Annotated in this window: 20 protein-coding genes; 17 read left to right on the top strand and 3 right to left on the bottom strand. The window is 73.3% G+C overall.

All coding sequences use genetic code 11. From position 1 onward, the window contains the following. Positions 1–13 precede the first annotated feature (13 nt). The 9 genes from GD632_RS10895 to GD632_RS10855 all read left to right on the top strand — a co-directional run bounded on the left by GD632_RS10895 (position 14) and on the right by GD632_RS10855 (position 7,369). Positions 14–1,000 (top strand): ABC transporter permease, encoded by a 987-nt coding sequence (locus GD632_RS10895; protein WP_152192020.1) that lies wholly within the window; start codon positions 14–16, stop codon positions 998–1,000. 34 nt (positions 1,001–1,034) lie between these two features. Further along, positions 1,035–2,060, top strand: a complete 1,026-nt coding sequence (locus tag GD632_RS10890; RefSeq protein ID WP_152192183.1) for an iron chelate uptake ABC transporter family permease subunit — start codon at positions 1,035–1,037, stop codon at positions 2,058–2,060. Continuing rightward, positions 2,057–2,812, top strand: coding sequence for an iron ABC transporter ATP-binding protein (locus tag GD632_RS10885; protein ID WP_152192017.1), 756 nt, complete (start codon positions 2,057–2,059; stop codon positions 2,810–2,812). The genes GD632_RS10890 and GD632_RS10885 overlap by 4 nt, the downstream gene beginning before the upstream one ends. Positions 2,813–2,874: 62 nt before the next feature. After that, on the top strand, positions 2,875–4,005 hold the full coding sequence (locus tag GD632_RS10880; protein WP_152192015.1) for a histidinol-phosphate transaminase: 1,131 nt from the start codon (positions 2,875–2,877) through the stop codon (positions 4,003–4,005). After that, positions 4,002–4,607, top strand: a complete 606-nt coding sequence (hisB, locus tag GD632_RS10875; RefSeq protein ID WP_152192012.1) for an imidazoleglycerol-phosphate dehydratase HisB — start codon at positions 4,002–4,004, stop codon at positions 4,605–4,607. The genes GD632_RS10880 and hisB overlap by 4 nt, the downstream gene beginning before the upstream one ends. Beyond that, positions 4,604–5,140 carry a hypothetical protein gene (locus tag GD632_RS10870; RefSeq protein WP_152192010.1) on the top strand — a complete coding sequence of 179 codons (537 nt, stop codon included), beginning with the start codon at positions 4,604–4,606 and terminating at the stop codon, positions 5,138–5,140. The genes hisB and GD632_RS10870 overlap by 4 nt, the downstream gene beginning before the upstream one ends. A 17-nt stretch (positions 5,141–5,157) precedes the next feature. Then, the gene (hisH, locus tag GD632_RS10865) at positions 5,158–5,805 is read left to right on the top strand and encodes an imidazole glycerol phosphate synthase subunit HisH (protein ID WP_152192008.1); all 648 of its coding nucleotides are present in this window, start codon (positions 5,158–5,160) and stop codon (positions 5,803–5,805) included. Positions 5,806–5,840: 35 nt separating this feature from the next. Beyond that, positions 5,841–6,572, top strand: a complete 732-nt coding sequence (gene priA, locus GD632_RS10860) for a bifunctional 1-(5-phosphoribosyl)-5-((5-phosphoribosylamino)methylideneamino)imidazole-4-carboxamide isomerase/phosphoribosylanthranilate isomerase PriA (RefSeq protein ID WP_152192005.1) — start codon at positions 5,841–5,843, stop codon at positions 6,570–6,572. Further along, entirely contained in the window at positions 6,569–7,369 is an 801-nt protein-coding gene (locus GD632_RS10855; RefSeq protein WP_152192003.1) for an SseB family protein, read from the top strand. The genes priA and GD632_RS10855 overlap by 4 nt, the downstream gene beginning before the upstream one ends. Before the next feature lie 81 nt (positions 7,370–7,450). On the opposite strand, the gene GD632_RS10850 is transcribed toward GD632_RS10855, so the two are convergent. Next, on the bottom strand, positions 7,451–8,188 hold the full coding sequence (locus tag GD632_RS10850) for a S1 family peptidase (RefSeq protein WP_226924806.1): 738 nt from the start codon (positions 8,186–8,188) through the stop codon (positions 7,451–7,453). Beyond that, entirely contained in the window at positions 8,185–8,868 is a 684-nt protein-coding gene (locus GD632_RS10845) for a hypothetical protein (protein ID WP_152192000.1), read from the bottom strand. Before GD632_RS10845 ends, GD632_RS10850 begins: the two co-directional genes overlap by 4 nt. 235 nt (positions 8,869–9,103) lie before the next feature. Between GD632_RS10845 and infC the strand changes: the two genes are divergently transcribed. The 4 genes from infC (at position 9,104) to GD632_RS10825 (ending at position 11,305) form a co-directional block, all read left to right on the top strand. Then, positions 9,104–9,727 (top strand): translation initiation factor IF-3, encoded by a 624-nt coding sequence (gene infC, locus GD632_RS10840; RefSeq protein WP_193311452.1) that lies wholly within the window; start codon positions 9,104–9,106, stop codon positions 9,725–9,727. A gap of 81 nt (positions 9,728–9,808) precedes the next feature. Continuing rightward, positions 9,809–10,003 carry a 50S ribosomal protein L35 gene (gene rpmI / locus GD632_RS10835; protein WP_110852242.1) on the top strand — a complete coding sequence of 65 codons (195 nt, stop codon included), beginning with the start codon at positions 9,809–9,811 and terminating at the stop codon, positions 10,001–10,003. A gap of 24 nt (positions 10,004–10,027) precedes the next feature. Beyond that, the gene (rplT, locus tag GD632_RS10830) at positions 10,028–10,408 is read left to right on the top strand and encodes a 50S ribosomal protein L20 (protein WP_110852241.1); all 381 of its coding nucleotides are present in this window, start codon (positions 10,028–10,030) and stop codon (positions 10,406–10,408) included. Between the two features lie 6 nt (positions 10,409–10,414). Then, a complete protein-coding gene (locus GD632_RS10825; protein ID WP_152191996.1) occupies positions 10,415–11,305 on the top strand; it encodes a TrmH family RNA methyltransferase in 891 nt (296 codons plus the stop codon). A gap of 175 nt (positions 11,306–11,480) precedes the next feature. Here the strand turns inward: GD632_RS10825 and GD632_RS10820 are convergent, their stop codons facing one another. After that, positions 11,481–11,927 carry a hypothetical protein gene (locus GD632_RS10820; protein WP_152191994.1) on the bottom strand — a complete coding sequence of 149 codons (447 nt, stop codon included), beginning with the start codon at positions 11,925–11,927 and terminating at the stop codon, positions 11,481–11,483. 175 nt (positions 11,928–12,102) lie between these two features. Between GD632_RS10820 and thpR the strand changes: the two genes are divergently transcribed. The 4 genes from thpR (at position 12,103) to GD632_RS10800 (ending at position 17,342) form a co-directional block, all read left to right on the top strand. Beyond that, positions 12,103–12,738 carry an RNA 2',3'-cyclic phosphodiesterase gene (gene thpR, locus GD632_RS10815; RefSeq protein ID WP_152191991.1) on the top strand — a complete coding sequence of 212 codons (636 nt, stop codon included), beginning with the start codon at positions 12,103–12,105 and terminating at the stop codon, positions 12,736–12,738. 171 nt (positions 12,739–12,909) lie between these two features. Then, positions 12,910–13,977 (top strand): phenylalanine--tRNA ligase subunit alpha, encoded by a 1,068-nt coding sequence (pheS, locus tag GD632_RS10810; RefSeq protein WP_152191989.1) that lies wholly within the window; start codon positions 12,910–12,912, stop codon positions 13,975–13,977. Position 13,978: 1 nt separating this feature from the next. Further along, the gene (gene pheT / locus GD632_RS10805; protein WP_152191987.1) at positions 13,979–16,564 is read left to right on the top strand and encodes a phenylalanine--tRNA ligase subunit beta; all 2,586 of its coding nucleotides are present in this window, start codon (positions 13,979–13,981) and stop codon (positions 16,562–16,564) included. Then, the gene (locus tag GD632_RS10800) at positions 16,557–17,342 is read left to right on the top strand and encodes an SDR family NAD(P)-dependent oxidoreductase (RefSeq protein WP_152191985.1); all 786 of its coding nucleotides are present in this window, start codon (positions 16,557–16,559) and stop codon (positions 17,340–17,342) included. The genes pheT and GD632_RS10800 overlap by 8 nt, the downstream gene beginning before the upstream one ends. The last annotated feature ends 32 nt before the right edge of the window (positions 17,343–17,374 follow it).

Below are 17,374 nucleotides of genomic sequence, written 5' to 3'. Positions count from 1 at the left end.
CACGAGGATGACGATGACGACCACTGCCGCCGGGCCCCGCACCCGGTCCGAGGGGCGCCTGCTCGACTGGCGCCTCCTCGTCGGTGTCGCCGTCGTCGGCGCCCTCCTCGTCGCCTCCCTCTTCACCGGCGTCTACGACGTCGTCGGGGCCGACGACGGCGCCGAGATGTTCGCCATCACGCGCGTCCCGCGGACGATCGCCCTCGTCCTCGCCGGCGCCGCGATGGCGATGTCCGGCCTGGTCATGCAGCTCCTCACGCAGAACCGCTTCGTCGAGCCGACGACGACGGGCACGACCGAGTGGGCGGGCCTGGGCCTGCTCACGGTCACCATCCTCGTCCCGGGCGCGAGCATCGCCGCCCGCATGGGCGGGGCCATCGTCGCCTCGTTCGTCGGCACGATGCTCTTCTTCCTCTTCCTCAGCCGCGTCTCGCTGCGCTCCTCGCTCATCGTGCCGATCGTCGGGATCATGCTCGGCGCCGTCGTCGGCTCGGTGTCGACCTTCATCGCGCTGCAGACCGACATGCTCCAGAACCTCGGCGTCTGGTTCGCCGGGAGCTTCACCTCGGTCCTGCGCGGGCAGTACGAGCCGCTGTGGATCGTGGCCGTCGTGGTCGTCGTCGTGTTCGTCGCGGCCGACCGCTTCACCGTCGCGGGCCTGGGCAAGGAGATCGCCACCAACGTCGGTCTCGACTACACCAGGGTCATCCTCCTCGGCACCGGCCTCATCGCCGTCGCCACGGGCGTGGTGACCGTCGTCGTCGGCAACCTGCCCTTCCTCGGGCTCATCGTCCCCAACATCGTCTCGCTCGTCCGCGGGGACGACCTGCGCAGCAACCTGCCGTGGGTCTGCCTGCTCGGCATCGGCATCGTCGCCGCCTGCGACCTCGTCGGCCGGACGATCATCATGCCCTTCGAGGTGCCGGTGTCCCTCATCCTCGGTGTCCTGGGCGCCGCCGTCTTCATCGTCCTCATCCTCCGGCAGCGTCGTCGTGGTTAGCCTCCTGCCCGCGGCGACGCGGACCACGCCCCCGCTGCCCGCCGTCGCCGCGCCGCGCCGCCGCGCCTCCGGGCCGCTGCCGACCACCCGCTCCCGACGGCGGTACGTGGCCGTCGTCGTCACCCTCGCCGTCCTCGCCCTCGCGCTCGCGGCCGGGCTGGTCGCGTGGGACAACCCCATGCCGGCGGGCTCGGACGGCTTCTGGCGCATCGCCCAGCTGCGCCTGAAGAACGTCCTCGTCATGGCGATCGTCGCCTTCTGCCAGGCGATCGCCACCGTGAGCTTCCAGACGGTGACGAACAACCGGATCATCACGCCGTCGATCATGGGCTTCGAGTCCCTCTACGTCGCGGTGCAGACGGCGGCCGTCTACTTCCTGGGCGCCGCCGGCATCGTCGCGCTCACCGGGCTGCCGCAGTTCGTCCTCCAGGTCGGCCTCATGGTGGGCCTGGCCGTCGCGCTGTACGGCTGGCTGCTGTCCGGCAGGCACGGGAACCTCCACGTGATGCTCCTCATCGGGATCGTCATCGGCGGGGGCCTGGGCTCGGTGTCGACCTTCATGCAGCGGCTGCTCACCCCGAGCGAGTTCGACGTCCTCACCGCGCGCCTGTTCGGCTCGGTGACCAAGGCCGACGCCTCCTACCTGCCCGTGGCGGTCCCACTCGTCCTCGTCGCCGGTGGCCTCCTGTGGGCGCGCGCCAGGCGGCTCAACGTGCTGGCCCTGGGCAAGGACGCGACGACGTCGCTGGGCCTGAGCCACCGCGCCGAGCTCGTCAAGGTGCTCCTCCTCGTCGCCGTCCTCATGGCCGTCTCGACCGCCCTCGTCGGGCCGATGACCTTCTTCGGCTTCCTCGTGGCGACCCTCGCCTACCAGTTCGCCGACACCCACGACCACCGCCACGTCTTCCCGGTGGCCGTGCTCGTCGGGTTCGTCGTCCTGGCCGGTGCGTACTTCGTCATGAACCACGTCTTCTACGCCCAGGGCGTCGTCTCGATCATCATCGAGCTCGTCGGTGGCACCGTCTTCCTCGTCGTCATCCTGCGAAAGGGACGCCTGTGATCACCCTGAGCGACGTCCGCAAGGACTACAGCAGCGAGGTCGTCATCGGCCCCGTCGACCTCACCATCCCCGCCGGCGGCATCACCGCCCTCATCGGCCCCAACGGGGCGGGCAAGTCGACGCTCCTCACGATGATCGGGCGGCTGCTCGGGCTGGACTCCGGGACCATCGAGATCGCCGGGTACGACGTCACGAGCACCGCCTCCAAGGACCTCGCCAAGATCGTCTCGGTGCTGCGCCAGGAGAACCACTTCATCACCCGCCTCACCGTGCGCCAGCTCGTCGCCTTCGGCCGCTTCCCCTACTCCAAGGGGCGCCTCACCGCCGTCGACGAGGAGCTCGTCAGCCAGGCCATCGACTTCCTCGAGCTCGGGGACCTGGAGGACCGCTACCTCGACCAGCTCTCCGGCGGGCAGCGCCAGCGCGCCTACGTCGCGATGGTGCTGTGCCAGGACACCGAGTTCGTCCTGCTCGACGAGCCGCTCAACAACCTCGACATGCGCCACTCGGTGCAGATGATGAAGCACCTGCGCCGGGCCGCGGCCGAGCTGGGCCGCACGATCGTCGTCGTCCTCCACGACATCAACTTCGCCAGCCACTACGCGGACTACATCTGCGCGGTCAAGGACGGGAAGGTCGCCGAGTTCGGCACCTGCGAGTCGATCATGACCGAGCCGGTCCTCACCCGGGTCTTCGACACCCCGGTCCAGGTCATCGACGGACCCCACGGCGCGCTGGCCGTCTACTACTGACGGCGGCTCCCGGCCCGCGAGACCCCGGGCCTCCGCGGCGGCGGGGGTCGTAGACTGCTGCGGTGCCTTCGACCTCCCTCCCGGTGCGTCCGGACCTGGCGGGCCTGACGCCCTACGGCGCCCCGCAGCTCGACGTCCCGGTGCTCCTCAACGTCAACGAGAACCCCCACCCGCCGTCGGCGGAGGTCGTCGCCGACCTCGCCGCCGCCGTCGCGGAGGTGGGCTCCGGCCTCAACCGCTACCCGGACCGCGACTTCCCCGCGCTGCGCGCCGAGCTGGCCGACTACCTCCACGTCGAGTCCGGCGTCACCGGACTGGGTGCCGAGAACGTGTGGGCCGCGAACGGCTCCAACGAGGTCATGCTCCACCTCCTCCAGGCCTTCGGGGGCCCGGGCCGCACCGCGATCTCGTTCGCGCCCACCTACTCGATGTACCCCGAGTACGCCCGCGACACGATGACGGCGTGGGTGACCGGTCGCCGCGAGGAGGACTTCACCCTCGACCCGGACCACGCCGTCGCCCAGCTGACCGAGCACCGTCCCGCCGTCGTGCTCCTCGCCAGCCCGAACAACCCGACCGGCACCGCGCTGCCGCTCGCGACGATCGAGGCCGTCGCCGAGGCCGCCCGCACGACCGGGCCCGCCGGGCCCGACGGCGCACCGACGGCGAGCGTCGTCGTCGTCGACGAGGCCTACGCCGAGTTCCGGCGCGAGGGCACCCCGAGCGCGCTCAACCTGCTCGACCGCTTCCCGCACCTGGCCGTGAGCCGGACGATGTCCAAGGCCTTCGGGATGGCGGGGGCACGGGTGGGCTACCTCGCGGCGGCGCCCGCGCTCGTCGACGTGCTGCGCGTCGTGCGCCTGCCCTACCACCTGTCCGCCGTCACCCAGGCCGTCGCCCGCGCCGCGCTGCGCCACCGCGGCGCGCTCATGGCCCAGGTCGCCGAGCTGCGCGCCGAGCGGGACCGCACCGTGACCTGGCTGCGGGAGCGGGGCTTCACGGTCGCGGACTCGGACGCGAACTTCGTCCTCTTCGGCCACCTCGAGGACCGTGAGAGGGTGTGGCAGGGGCTGCTGGACCGCGGAGTTCTCATCCGGGTCGTCGGTCCGCCAGGATGGCTGCGGGTATCGATCGGTACCGCTGCGGAGATGGCCGCCTTCCGGGCGGCCCTACAGGAGGTGCTCGGGCTGTGACTGGGACGCGAACCGCGCGACTGGAGCGCACGACGTCGGAGTCGAGCGTCGTCGTCGAGCTGGACCTCGACGGCACCGGCCGCACCGAGATCTCGACGTCGGTGCCCTTCTACGACCACATGCTCACCGCGCTGGGCAAGCACTCCCTCATCGACCTCACCGTCCGGGCGACGGGCGACACCCACATCGACGCCCACCACACCGTCGAGGACGTCGCGATCACCCTGGGCGAGGCGCTCAGGGTGGCGCTGGGGGACAAGCGGGGCATCTCCCGCTTCGGCGACGCACTCGTGCCGCTGGACGAGGCGCTGGCCCAGGCCGTCGTCGACGTCTCCGGCCGTCCCTACCTCGTCCACAGCGGGGAGCCGGCCGGGCAGGAGTACCACCTCATCGGCGGTCACTTCACCGGCTCGCTCACGCGGCACGTCCTGGAGTCGATCGCCCACCACGCGGCGATCGCCATGCACGTGCGCGTCCTGGCCGGGCGCGACCCGCACCACATCGTCGAGGCCCAGTTCAAGGCCGTCGCGCGCGCGCTGCGCTTCGCCGTCGCCCCCGACCCGCGCGTCGAGGGGATCCCCTCCACGAAGGGTGCGCTGTGAGCGACATCCCGGCGGTCGCCGTCGTCCTCACGCCCGTCGCGTCCGCGTCGGCGCTCGCGGGCCTGTGCGCCATGCAGGACGTCGACGTCCACGTCGTGCCCTCCCGCTCCGGTGCGGTCGCGGTCGTCGAGCTCGAACCCGCCCCGGACGCGCCCCCCGCGGACGACTGGGACATCGGTGAGCTGCTCGGCGCCTCCGGTGAGGAGGTGCCCGCCGCGGCCGACGAGGTGGCCCGCACCCTGTCCCGGCTCACCAAGGCCGGGGTCGTCCTCATCACCGCCTCTCTCGCGCAGGACGCCGGTTTCGAGCAAGGCCTGTCCGGCCAGCTCACCGCACGCCGGTACGCCGGCGGGGAGCGCGGGGAGGACGTGGCCGTGGGCCTCGTCCTCGCCGGTGCCGACGACGTCGTCGAGGACCTCGTCCTGGGCCGCGTCCGAGTGACCGACGTCCCCGGCCACGCGCGCTCGGGTGACCTCCCTCGCTGGAAGGCGGCCCGGATGTTCGCCAAGGGCCTGCGCAAGCCCCGCCCCTGAGCGCGTAGACTTCTGCGGTGACCAGCCAGCCGAACGTCGTCGTCCTCGACCACGGCTCGGGCAACGTCCGCTCCGCCGTCCGGGCGATCGAGCGGGCCGGGGCCCACGTCGAGCTCACCTCGGACCCCGACGTCGTCGCCGAGGCCGACGGCCTCGTCGTCCCCGGTGTCGGGGCCTTCGCCGCCGTCATGCGCCAGCTGCGCGAGGTCGGCGGCCCCCGCATGATTGAGCGCCGGCTCGCGGGCGGGCGCCCCGTCCTGGGCATCTGCGTGGGCATGCAGGTGATGTTCGCCGCCGGCAAGGAGCACGGGGAGCACGCCTCCGGCCTGGACCAGTGGCCCGGGACCGTCGACCGGCTCGAGGCCCCGATCGTCCCGCACATGGGCTGGTCGCCCGTCCGGGCGCCCGAGGGCACCACCCTCTTCGACGGGCTGGAGGACCAGCGCTTCTACTTCGTCCACTCCTACGCCGTCCAGGAGGACCCGACCTCCGGCTTCGAGTCCGGCTCGCCGCTGGAGCGCCCCCTCGTCACGTGGGCCGAGCACGGCACCCCGTTCGTCGCCGCCGTCGAGAACGGCGCGCTGTCGGCCACCCAGTTCCACCCCGAGAAGTCCGGCGAGGCCGGCATCCAGCTGCTCCGCAACTGGCTGAGCACCCTGCGCTGACGCGCCGCGCGTCGCGCCGACCGAGGAGAATGTGCATGTCCCCCCGCCTTGAGCTGCTCCCCGCCGTCGACGTCGTCGAGGGCCAGGCCGTCCGCCTCGTCCAGGGCGAGGCCGGCTCCGAGACCTCCTACGGCGACCCCGGGGAGGCGGCCCGCACCTGGGCCGAGCAGGGCGCGGAGTGGATCCACCTCGTCGACCTCGACGCCGCCTTCGGTCGCGGCTCCAACGCCGAGCTGCTCGCCGGGCTCGTCTCCGACCTCGACGTCGCCGTCGAGCTCTCCGGCGGCATCCGTGACGACGAGAGCCTGGCCCGGGCGCTGGACACCGGCGCCCGTCGCGTCAACCTCGGCACCGCGGCGCTGGAGAACCCCGAGTGGACGAGCACGGTCATCGCCCGCCACGGGGACCGCATCGCCGTTGGCCTGGACGTCCGCGGCACGACCCTCGCCGCACGCGGCTGGACCCGTGAGGGCGGTGACCTGTGGGACGTGCTCGCGCGCCTGGACGCCGACGGCTGCGCCCGCTACGTCGTCACCGACGTCAACAAGGACGGCATGCTCAGCGGCCCCAACCTCGACCTCCTGCGCGAGGTGTGCGAGCGCACCGAGGCTCCCGTCGTCGCCTCCGGCGGGATCTCCTCCCTCGAGGACATCGCGGCGCTGCGCACGCTCGTCGACGTCGGCGTCGAGGGCGCCATCGTCGGCAAGGCCCTGTACGCCGGGGCCTTCTCCCTCCCCGAGGCGCTGGACGTCGCGGGGCGCCCGTGAGCCCGCTGCCCCCCGCGATGATGCCCGGCGGCGACGCGGACTCCGCGGGCCAGCCGTGGGCCGGTCGCACCCTCAAGGCGAACCCCTTCTCCGGTGACGACGGCACCGCGCCCGCGGAGCTCGTCGCGGCTCTCGGGCTGGCGGACGAGGCCGAGCGGCTCGTCGGTGTCGCCGACGTCCTGCGCACGGCACGCGTCATCGTGCCCGTCGTCGCCCACGCCCACCCCGGGCTCGAGGAGGACGGCTCGGTGGCCGGGCACACGAAGCACGGCTCGGGGGACCCGCAGACCGACGCGTGCGCCTCGGCCGCCATGGTCTCCGTCCGCACGCCCGACGGCCGGGCCGCGCTGCCCGTCTTCAGCTCGGTCCAGGCGATGCAGGCCTGGGACGCCACCGCTCGGCCCGTGCCGGTCGAGGGGGTGCGCGCCGCCCTCGCGGCCGTGTCCGACGCCGACTCGATGCTCGTCCTGGACGCCGCCGGCCCGGTGACGGTGCTCCTCGGCCGCCCGGCCGTCTGGTCGATCGTCCACAACGAGCCGTGGCTGCCCTCCTGGCAGGACCCCGAGCTCACCCAGGTGGCCGTCGACGCGCTGCGCGGGATCACCGAGCTCACCGCCGTCCGCCTCGAGCGGGGGGAGCGCAGCGAGCTGCGTGCCCTCCTCGCCCTGGCGCCCGGCCTGAGCCGGGAGCAGATGATGGACGCCGTCACGCGCGCCCAGGAGGCGCTGAGCGCCGACCCCGTCTTCACCGACCGGGTGGACTCCCTCGAGCTCTACCCCATGGCCGTCGCCGGCTGACCCACCCTCGCGCCGACAGCCGAGTTGTCGTCGACAGCCGAGTTGTCGTCGACAGCCGGGTTGTCGTCGTCGGGCGAGCGGTCAGTTCCCCGCGGCGTCCCGGCACGAGGTGATCGGCTCGAAGGCCTCCTCGGCGAGGAGGTCGTGGAGCGTGCTCACCGGCACCATGTAGCTGTTGCCCCACACGTCCATCGCGTACACGACCCCGACGACCTGCCCGTCGCTGCCGAGGACCGCGCTCCCGGAGGACCCGTGGTCCACCTGCGCGTTGGAGCGGCCGACCATGCCGAGGTCCGAGCCGAGGGTGTCGAGCTCGTACCCGAGCACCGAGCCGGCCGCCGTCGTGAGCTGCCCCCCGCGCGGGTAGCCGACGACGGTGATCTCGTCACCGACGGCGGCGTCGACCGGGGCGAGGCCCGGGACGGTGGTCAGGGGTTCGGCGGTCCGCAGGAGGGCGAGGTCGGCGACGTCCGTCACGCCGGCGGAGACCGCGTCGATCTCCCGGCCGTCGTAGGTGGTCACCTGGAGGCGGTCGGCGTCGTCGACGACGTGCCGGTTGGTGATGACGGTGCGCTCGTCGAGGGCGAAGCCCGAGCCGGTGGTCAGCTGCCCGCAGCCGACGTTGCGGATCCGGACCGCCATCCGCTCGGCGGCGTCGACACCGTCGGGGGACAGGGCGCCCGGGTCGGCGAGCTGGGGCGCCTCGACGTCGGGCACGAAGTCGTCGGGCAGGTCGCCGGGCATCGCGGGGACGACACCGCAGCCCGCGAGGACCGCGAGCGTGGCGACGCCCAGGGCGACGCGGCGGGCGGTGCTCACTGGTCGACCATCTCCTGCAGGCTCGTGTGGGCCTCCTCGGCGCGCGCGCACAGGCCGGACACCTGCGTACGCAGCGCGGCGACGTCCACCTCCGGCTCGGTCGGCTCGGCGTCCTCGGCGGTGTCGTCGTCGTCGGTCTCCGACGGCGAGGGCGACGGCGCGGGCCGGGCCGCCTCCTCAAGGTAGGTGATGAGGTCCTCCTGGCCGGCGATGCACTCGTCCATCGCCCCTGCCACGGCGGTGGCGTTCGCCGAGAGCTGGCGCTGGTACTCGGCCACCTGCCGCTGGACCTCGCGGTCGTCACCGGTCTGCGCGACGGCGTCGGCGAGCTCGTGGATCTGGTCCTGTGCGACCTCGAGCTGGCTCTCGACCTGGGCGAGCGTGCTGCGGGACTCCTCGAGGTCCGCGCGCACCTGCCCGAGCTCCCCGCCGAGCTCCCGGGAGGTGCTCTCCAGGGCCCCGGCCCGGTCCTCCCAGGCGCGCGCGAGAGCGAGGAGGTAGCCGGCGGCGGCGAGGGAGAGGACGAGCGCCACGGCCAGGACGACGACGACCCACCGCCGAGGGCGGTGATGTCCAGCACGGTCCCGCTCCTGCCGGTCCGCAGCGACCGGGAACTCCGCGGGTACGCTGGGGACCGGGGCGGTCTCGGGGCCCTGGTCCCTGTGCGTCCGGCTGCTCATACGTGCTAGTCTCTCAGACTGACCGACCGGGACGAGAGTTCCGGTGTGCAAGCGGAGATTCTCCCACCTTGTCTCGACAGTCTCGCAAGAGCGACAGAGTCCGGGTCACAGGTCGCTGAGGGGATGACCCTCGGCACGGGTGACACCGTGCAGCGACCCCTGTGAGGCCTCCGTGCGCACCTGTGGACGGAGGCCTTCTTCGTGCGCAGACAGCGACGAGCAGGAGGAGCAGCACATCAGCGAGCCCCGTATCAACGACCGCATCCGTGTGCCGGAGGTCCGACTTGTCGGACCCGGCGGCGAGCAGGTGGGCGTTGTCCGTGTGGAGGACGCCCTGCGTCTGGCCCAGGAGGCCGATCTCGACCTCGTGGAGGTCGCACCCGATGCGCGCCCGCCCGTGGCCAAGCTCATGGACTACGGCAAGTTCAAGTACGAGTCGGCCCAGAAGGCGCGCGACGCCCGTCGCAACCAGGTCAACACCGCGCTCAAGGAGATCCGGTTCCGCCTCAAGATCGACCCGCACGACTACGCGACCAAGAAGGGTCACGTCGTGCGGTTCCTCGAGGGCGGCGACAAGGTCAAGGTCATGATCATGTTCCGCGGCCGCGAGCAGTCCCGCCCGGAGATGGGGATGCGGCTGCTGCAGCGTCTCGCCGAGGACGTCAGCGACCTCGGCTCCATCGAGAGCTCGCCCCGACTTGACGGGCGCAACATGACGATGGTCATCGGCCCGCACAAGAAGAAGCAGGGTGGCAGGAGCGAGCAGCGCCGCGCCCGCGACAAGAAGGCAGCCGACCAGGCCGCCGAGGCCACGGCGGAGGCCCCCCAGGGCGCCGACGAGGCCCAGCAGGAGGCGTAGCAGCCGCTACGCGACGCCAGGAACCGGCGCCAGCCGGCAGACACGGTCGTGCGCCCGCGCACGACCCGAATGAGGAAGACGATGCCGAAGAACAAGACGCACTCCGGTGCCAAGAAGCGTTTCCGCACCACCGGTAGCGGCAAGCTGATGCGCGAGCAGGCGAACCGCCGGCACCTCTTCGAGGGCAAGCCGTCCAAGCGCACCCGCCGTCTGGCCATGGACAAGGCGGTCTCGCCGGCTGACGCCCCCAAGATCAAGAAGCTGCTCGGCAAGTAAGCCGCCCTACCTAAGGAGAACGACGTGGCACGCGTCAAGCGGGCGGTCAACGCCCACAAGAAGCGCCGGACTACCCTCGAGCGCGCCAGCGGCTACCGCGGCCAGCGCTCGCGTCTGTACCGCAAGGCCAAGGAGCAGGTCACCCACTCCCTGACCTACAACTACCGCGACCGGAAGGCCCGCAAGGGTGACTTCCGCCGGCTGTGGATCCAGCGCATCAACGCTGCGGTCCGCGCCGAGGGCATGACCTACAACCGCTTCATCCAGGGCCTCAAGGCCGCGGGTGTCGAGGTGGACCGTCGCATGCTCGCCGAGCTCGCGGTCAACGACGCAGCGGCCTTCGCCCAGCTCGTCGAGGTGGCCAAGGCCAACCTGCCCGAGGACGTCAACGCGCCTGCCGCCTGACGTTCGATGACCGAACGCCCGGACCTGCTGACCAACCCCCGATCCGATCGGGTGCGGATGGTCAAGCGGCTGTCCGGGCGTTCGGCGCGTCTGCGCCACGGCCAGCTCCTCGTCGAGGGCCCGCAGGGCGTGCGGGAGGCCGTCCGTCACGCCCCCGAGCGCGTGCGCGACCTGTACCTCACCGTGGACGCCGCCGAGCGGTACCCGGAGATCCTCGCCGCCGCCCGCGGGGCGGTGGCCCACATCCACCTCGCCACCGCCGAGGTGCTGAGCGCGATGAGCGGGGACGCCCAGGGCGTGCTCGCCGTCGTCCGTGCCGAGCCGGCCCGCCTACCCACCGGCGGGATGCACCTCGTGGCGGTCCTGCCGTGGGCGGCCGACCCCGGCAACCTCGGCACGATCGTGCGCGCCGCCGACGCGGCAGGTGCGGACGCCGTCGTCCTGGGGCCCGGCAGCGTGGAACCCACCAACCCCAAGGTCGTGCGCTCGACCGCGGGGTCCCTGTTCCACCTGCCGGTCGTGCCGGTCGAGGACCTCGCGGACACGGTCACGTCGCTGCGGTCCGGTGGCGTCCAGGTGCTCGCCGCCGCCGCCGACGGCGAGTGGGACCTCGACACCCTCGCCGACGAGGCCCTCCTCGCCCCCCTTCCCGCCGACAGCCGACTTCCCGCCGAGAGCCGACTTCCCGCCGACAGCCGACTTGTCGACGGACCCGACCTGCGCCGGCCGACGGCGTGGCTCTTCGGCAACGAGGCCCACGGACTGCGACCCGAGGAACGAGAGCTCGCCGACGCCGTCGTCGGGGTGCCGATCCACGGTCTGGCCGAGTCGCTCAACGTCGCCACGGCCGCGACCCTCTGCCTCTACGCCTCCGCCCGCGCGCAGCGCCGCATCTGACGCCCTGGTCCGTGCCGGAGTCGCGGTGCCCGCGCCTGCGCGATGTGGTCCGCCGGCGTCCTCCTGCCCGCGACCTCGCTGACGTGGGCGACCTGCGCCTGCCTCGGCGTCTCAGCGCCGCGGACCGACCGCTCAGCCATGCGCCGGGTGCCGCGACAGATCGTGGGCTGAGCGCTCAGTCGGGCGGCTCGACGAGCAGCCTGCGCACGGTCGCGCTGGACAGGAGCAGTCCGAGCACGAGCAGCGTCACGGGCACGAAGCCACCGAGGCTGACCGCGTCGCCGAAGACGAGGTCGATCAGCGCCAGCACGAGCAGCTTGCTGCCGGCCGCCACGACCCACAGCATGACGGCACCCGCGGCCTTGGCCCGCCGGGTGCGGGCCGAGCGGAACCGGGCGAGGACCTCGCCCTTGAGGACGAGCACGGCCTCCAGCACCACCTTGAGGAGCACCGCAGTCAGCAGCGACAGGGTGAAGGTCTCGCTGAGGACGGTGGGGAGGTACTCGACGGCCAGGTTGAGGACGACGACGTAGACGAAGATGTCGATGACGTCTGCCGGTCTCCTCCGCAACCATCGCAGCGCGGACCGGAGCCGAGGCCGACGCCCGGTGTGGTTCGGCATGGCTCGCTCCTCCCGTGTCCCGAGGACCGCGACTGCGCGACCGGTCCTCACGCTGCTCCGACGACGGCAGACGACCAGGCGCGGCGTGCGCGCGACGGCCCCAGGCCTCACCCGACTATCCATCGCGCCGGGGATCCTCGGCAAGACCCCAGGGTGGCGGTGGCAGGATCGAGTGATGCGACTGTTCACGTGTCTCCGGCCGCCGCCGGCCGTCCTCGAGCATGTGGAGCACGCTCTCGACGGCGTCGCCCCGGTCCCGGTGGGCGCCGGTCCGCCGCCGTTGCGGTGGGTCCCCTCCACGCAGCGGCACGTGACGCTTGCCTTCTACGGTGAGGTGCCCGACGGCGCGCTCGACGATCTCGTGGGCGCGCTGACCGGCGTCGGGCTCACGCACGACCCGCTCCGGCTCCAGCTCGCCGGTGCGGGTGTCTTCTCGCGTTCCACCCTGTGGATCGGTGTGCGTGCCCTCGACGACGACGGTGCGCTCGTCCGCCTCATGGCCGCGTGCGCGGCGGCTGCCGAGGGCGTGTCCCACCTCGAGCCGCGCGACCGCAACCGCGCGCACGTGACCGTCGCCCGGGTGAGTGCTCGCCAGCACCGGGAGGAGGCGGACCGCCGGCGACGGTCTCGGCGGGGTGAGAAGCTCCGGGCTCCGGCGGTGGACCTGCCGGCCCTCGCCCACGCCCTCTCCGTCTACCGGGGGCCGGAGTGGCTGGCGGAGGAGATCGAGCTCGTCCAGTCGCACCTCGGTGCCGGCCGCGGTGGTGGGCCGCAGCACGAGGTCCTGGCCACGCTGCCGCTCGGCCGGTAGCCGGTCGGGGGAGGGCGGGAGAGGTGTGGAAGGATGGGCGCCATGCGCGGCGATCATCGATTTAGTGGGCCCGTTCGGGTCCTGCGCTGACGCGCGCGCCGCCCGAGCGGGCAGCACGACTACAGTCCTGTGCTGGATGCCGACAGGCACGACGACGCTCGGAAGGTTCGCATGACCACCCCACCCCTGTCCCCGCTCGACGCCGACGGCGTCGCAGCAGCCGTCGAGGAGGCGCTGGCCGCCGTCGCGGCCGCGACGACGCTCGAGGAGCTCAAGGCCGCGCGCCTGGCCCACACCGGCGACCACGCCGCGCTCACTCTCGCCAACCGCGAGATCGGCCGCCTGGAGCCCAAGGACAAGGCCACCGCCGGCAAGCTCCTCGGGCAGGCCCGTGGCCGCCTGCAGCAGGCGATCGCCGCCCGGCAGGCCGAGCTCGAGGTCGTGGAGGAGGAGCGCCGGCTGCGCGAGGAGCGCGTCGACGTCACCCTCCCGGTCGAGCGCCGCCCCCGCGGCGCCCGCCACCCCCTGGAGACCATCCAGGAGGAGATCGGCGACTTCTTCTCGGCCATGGGCTGGGACATCGCCGAAGGCCCCGAGGTCGAGCACGAGTGGCTGAACTTCGACGCCCTCAACCACGGCCCGGACCACCCGGCGCGGCAGATGGCCGACACCTTCTACGTCCAGGGCACCGCCGAGCAGGACACCCCCGGCCTCGTGCTGCGCACCCACACCTCCCCGGTCCAGGCCCGCACGATGCTCAGCCGCGAGCTGCCCATCTACATCGCCTGCCCCGGCAAGGTGTTCCGCAACGACGCCCTCGACGCCACCCACACGCCCGTCTTCCACCAGGTCGAGGGCCTGGCCGTGGACAGGGGCCTGACGATGGCGCACCTCAAGGGCACCCTCGACCACTTCGCCCGCGCGATGTTCGGTCCCGAGGCCCGCACCCGCCTGCGCCCGAGCTTCTTCCCCTTCACCGAGCCCAGCGCCGAGATGGACCTGTGGTTCCCCCAGAAGAAGGGCGGCCCGGGCTGGATCGAGTGGGGCGGCTGCGGGATGGTCAACCCGCAGGTGCTCATCGCCGCGGGCATCGACCCGGACGTCTACACCGGCTTCGCCTTCGGTGTCGGCACCGAGCGTGCGCTCATGCTGCGCCACGGCATCGCCGACATGCACGACATCGTCGAGGGCGACATGCGCTTCTCCCTCCAGTTCGGCACCACCGGAAAGGGGCACTGACATGCCGTACGTCCCGCTGACCTGGCTCGCCGAGCACGTCGCCGTGCCCGAGGGCACCACCGCGGCCGACCTCGCCGCCGACCTCGTGCGCGTCGGCCTGGAGGAGGAGGCCGTGATCCCGCCGGCCGTCACCGGCCCGCTCGTCGTCGGTCGCGTCCTGTCCATCGAGACCGAGGAGCACAAGAACGGCAAGGCGATCAACTACTGCCGTGTCGACGTCGGTCCCGTGCACAACGACGCGCCCGGTGAGGGCAAGGAGCCCGCCGACGTCCCCTCCCGGGGCATCGTGTGCGGCGCCCACAACTTCTCCGTCGGCGACGACGTCGTCGTCGCCCTGCCCGGCACCACCCTGCCCGGCGACTTCCACATCGCCGCCCGCAAGACCTACGGGCACACCTCGGACGGCATGATCTGCTCGGCCCGCGAGCTCGGCCTCGGCGAGGACCACAGCGGCATCATCGTGCTCGCCGACTTCCTCCCCGACGTCCCGACGCCGGAGCCCGGCTCGGACGCGATCGCGCTCCTCGGCCTGGGTGCCGAGATCCTCGAGATCAACGTGACGCCGGACCGCGGGTACTGCTTCGCCATGCGCGGCGTCGCCCGCGAGTACTCCCACGCCACCGGGGCGGCCTTCACCGACCCCGGCCTGCCGGAGAACCTCCCCGCCGGCCCGCCGCCGCCGGCCACCGAGGACGGCTTCGCCGTCGAGGTCGACGACGCCGCCCCCGTCAACGGGAACGTCGGCTGCGACCGCTTCGTCACGCGCGTCGTCCGCGGGATCGACCCGGCCGCGCCGTCGCCCTCGTGGCTCACCGAGCGGCTCGTCCAGGCGGGCATGCGCCCGATCTCGCTGGCCGTCGACGTCACCAACTACGTCATGCTCGACCTCGGCCAGCCGCTGCACGCCTACGACCTGGGCACGCTGAGCGCGCCGGTCGTCGTGCGCCGCGCCGCGCCGGGGGAGGAGCTCACCACCCTCGACGACGTGCGCCGCACCCTGCACCCCGAGGACCTCCTCATCACCGACTCGCCCGACGGCGCGCGCGGCAGCCGTGTCCTCGGCCTCGCCGGCGTCATGGGCGGGGCGGAGACCGAGGTCGGTCCCGGCACCACCGACGTGCTCATCGAGGCCGCGCACTTCGACCCCGTCTCGGTCGCGCGCACCGCTCGTCGGCACAAGCTGCCCAGCGAGGCCGCCAAGCGCTTCGAGCGGGGCGTCGACCCGCAGCTGCAGGCCGTCGCCGCCCAGCGCGCCGTCGACCTCCTCGTCGCGCACGGCGGCGGCACCGCCGACCCGGCCGTCAGCGACCTCGACACGACGTCCCGCCCCGCCCCGGTGCGCATGCGCCTGGACGAGCCGCGCCGGCTCACCGGCGTCGACTACCCGGCCGAGCAGGTCGTCGAGCTCCTCACCCGGATCGGTGCGACCGTCAGCGAGGCCGACGCCGACGGCGTCGTCACCGTGACCCCGCCGAGCTGGCGCCCCGACCTCGTGGGCCCGGCCCACCTCGTCGAGGAGGTCGCGCGCCTCGCCGGCTACGACGCGATCCCCTCGCTGCTGCCCGCCGCCCCGGCCGGCCGCGGCCTCACCCCGGGCCAGCGGCACCGCCGCGACGTCGCCCGCGCCCTGGCCGACCTCGGCCTCGTCGAGGTGCTGTCCTACCCCTTCATCGGGGACACGCACGACCGCCAGCAGCTCCCGGCGGACGACGAGCGCCGCCTCGCCCTGCGCCTGGCCAACCCGATGGCCGAGGACGCGCCCGCGATGCGCACCACCCTGCTCGACACGCTCCTCGACACCGCGCGCCGCAACGTCAGCCGCGGCCTGGAGGACACCCGCGTCTTCGAGCTCGGCCTCGTCACCCGGCCCGCCGGGGTCGGCGCCGCGTCCTCCCCGGGGGTGGACCGGCGCCCCTCGGAGGAGGACATCGCCGCCCTGCACGCGGCCGTCCCGCACCAGCCGCGGCACGTCGCCGGGGTCCTCACCGGCAGGATCGTTCCCGACGGCGTGGGCGGTCCCGGCCGCAGCGCCGACTGGGCCGACGCCGTCGACGCCGTCCACGCGGTCGCGGGTGCGGTCGGGGTGGGCGTCGAGCTCGCCGCCGCCGAGCGTGCCCCCTGGCACCCCGGGCAGTGCGCCGCGGTGTCGGCCGGTGGGCGGGTGGTCGGCCACGCCGGCCAGCTGCACCCGCGGGTCGTCGCCGCCTTCGACCTGCCCGCCGGCGCCGTCGCCTTCGAGCTCGACCTCGACGCGCTCACCGCGGCCGCCGGCGAGCAGCCGGTCCAGCCGACGCCCGTGTCCACCTACCCGCCGGGCAAGGAGGACATCGCGCTCGTCGTCGACGACGCCGTGCCCGCCGCCGAGGTCCTCGCCGTCGTCCGTGAGGGCGCCGGGGAGCTGGGTGAGGAGGTGCGCCTCTTCGACGTCTACACCGGCGAGCAGCTCGGTGAGGGGAAGAAGTCACTGGCCTTCGCGCTGCGGCTGCGCGCCGCCGACCGCACGCTGACGGCGGAGGAGACCGCCGCGGTGCGCGAGCGGATCGTCGCGCTCGCCACCGAGCGGGTCGGGGCGGTGCTCCGTGGCTGAGGTCGCCGCCGCCCAGACCGCGCTCGTCACCGGCGCCTCCCGCGGGATCGGCCGCGAGCTCGCGATCGGCCTGGCCCGCGCCGGGCTGGACGTCGCCCTGGTGGCGCGGGACGAGCGGCTGCTCGAGTCGACGGCCGAGGAGGTGCGGGCGGCCGGGCGCCGCGCCGTCGTCCTCACGGCCGACGTCACCGACGCCGCCGCGGTCGGGGTGGCCGTGGCCCGCGCGCAGGACGAGCTCGGGTCCATCGACCTGCTCGTCAACAACGCCGGGGTCATCGACGCCGAGGTGCCGCTGTGGGAGACCGACCCCGAGCGATGGTGGTCGGTCGTCGAGACCAACGTGCGCGGCCCGTTCCTCCTGGCCCACGCCGTCGTGCCGGGGATGCTGGCCCGCGGCGGGGGCCGGGTGATCGACGTCAACTCCGGCTCGGGCACCCGCGACTTCGCCGAGGCGAGCGCCTACACCGTCTCCAAGACGGCGCTGTTCCGCATCGGCGGAGCTCTGCACGAGGCGGGCTTCGAGCAGGGGCTGCGCGCCTTCGAGCTCGCGCCGGGTGTCGTGCGGACCGACATGACCGACTCGATGCGCCTCCACGAGGGGCGCACCGACTGGACCGACCCGGCCGACGTCGTCGCGCTCGTCGTGACGATCGCCCGTGGCGAGCTCGACGCCCTCTCGGGCTGCTACGTGCGGGCCGGCACCGACACCCCCGAGTCGCTGCGTGAGCTCGTCGCGCGCGGGCTCTCCGGCGACGAGCGCCGGCTGCGCATCGTCTGACCCTCACGCACGAGGGGGCCGGGTCCACGACG

This window comes from Georgenia satyanarayanai, assembly GCF_009193135.1.
Classification (GTDB): Bacteria; Actinomycetota; Actinomycetes; order Actinomycetales; family Actinomycetaceae; genus Oceanitalea; species Oceanitalea satyanarayanai.
Note: the sequence above shows the minus strand (reverse complement) of the source record. Positions and strands in the feature narration are given on the sequence as shown.

What these genes read in the sequence shown, in the direction of transcription:
- GD632_RS10825 (WP_152191996.1), top strand. Translation starts at nt 10,415, where the DNA reads ATGACCGAACGCCCGGACCTGCTGACCAACCCCCGATCCGATCGGGTG.
- thpR (WP_152191991.1), top strand. Translation starts at nt 12,103, where the DNA reads ATGCGACTGTTCACGTGTCTCCGGCCGCCGCCGGCCGTCCTCGAGCAT.
- pheT (WP_152191987.1), top strand. Translation starts at nt 13,979, where the DNA reads ATGCCGTACGTCCCGCTGACCTGGCTCGCCGAGCACGTCGCCGTGCCC.
- GD632_RS10820 (WP_152191994.1), bottom strand. Translation starts at nt 11,927, where the DNA reads ATGCCGAACCACACCGGGCGTCGGCCTCGGCTCCGGTCCGCGCTGCGA.
- rpmI (WP_110852242.1), top strand. Translation starts at nt 9,809, where the DNA reads ATGCCGAAGAACAAGACGCACTCCGGTGCCAAGAAGCGTTTCCGCACC.
- priA (WP_152192005.1), top strand. Translation starts at nt 5,841, where the DNA reads ATGTCCCCCCGCCTTGAGCTGCTCCCCGCCGTCGACGTCGTCGAGGGC.
- GD632_RS10845 (WP_152192000.1), bottom strand. Translation starts at nt 8,868, where the DNA reads ATGAGCAGCCGGACGCACAGGGACCAGGGCCCCGAGACCGCCCCGGTC.
- pheS (WP_152191989.1), top strand. Translation starts at nt 12,910, where the DNA reads ATGACCACCCCACCCCTGTCCCCGCTCGACGCCGACGGCGTCGCAGCA.
- GD632_RS10895 (WP_152192020.1), top strand. Translation starts at nt 14, where the DNA reads ATGACGACCACTGCCGCCGGGCCCCGCACCCGGTCCGAGGGGCGCCTG.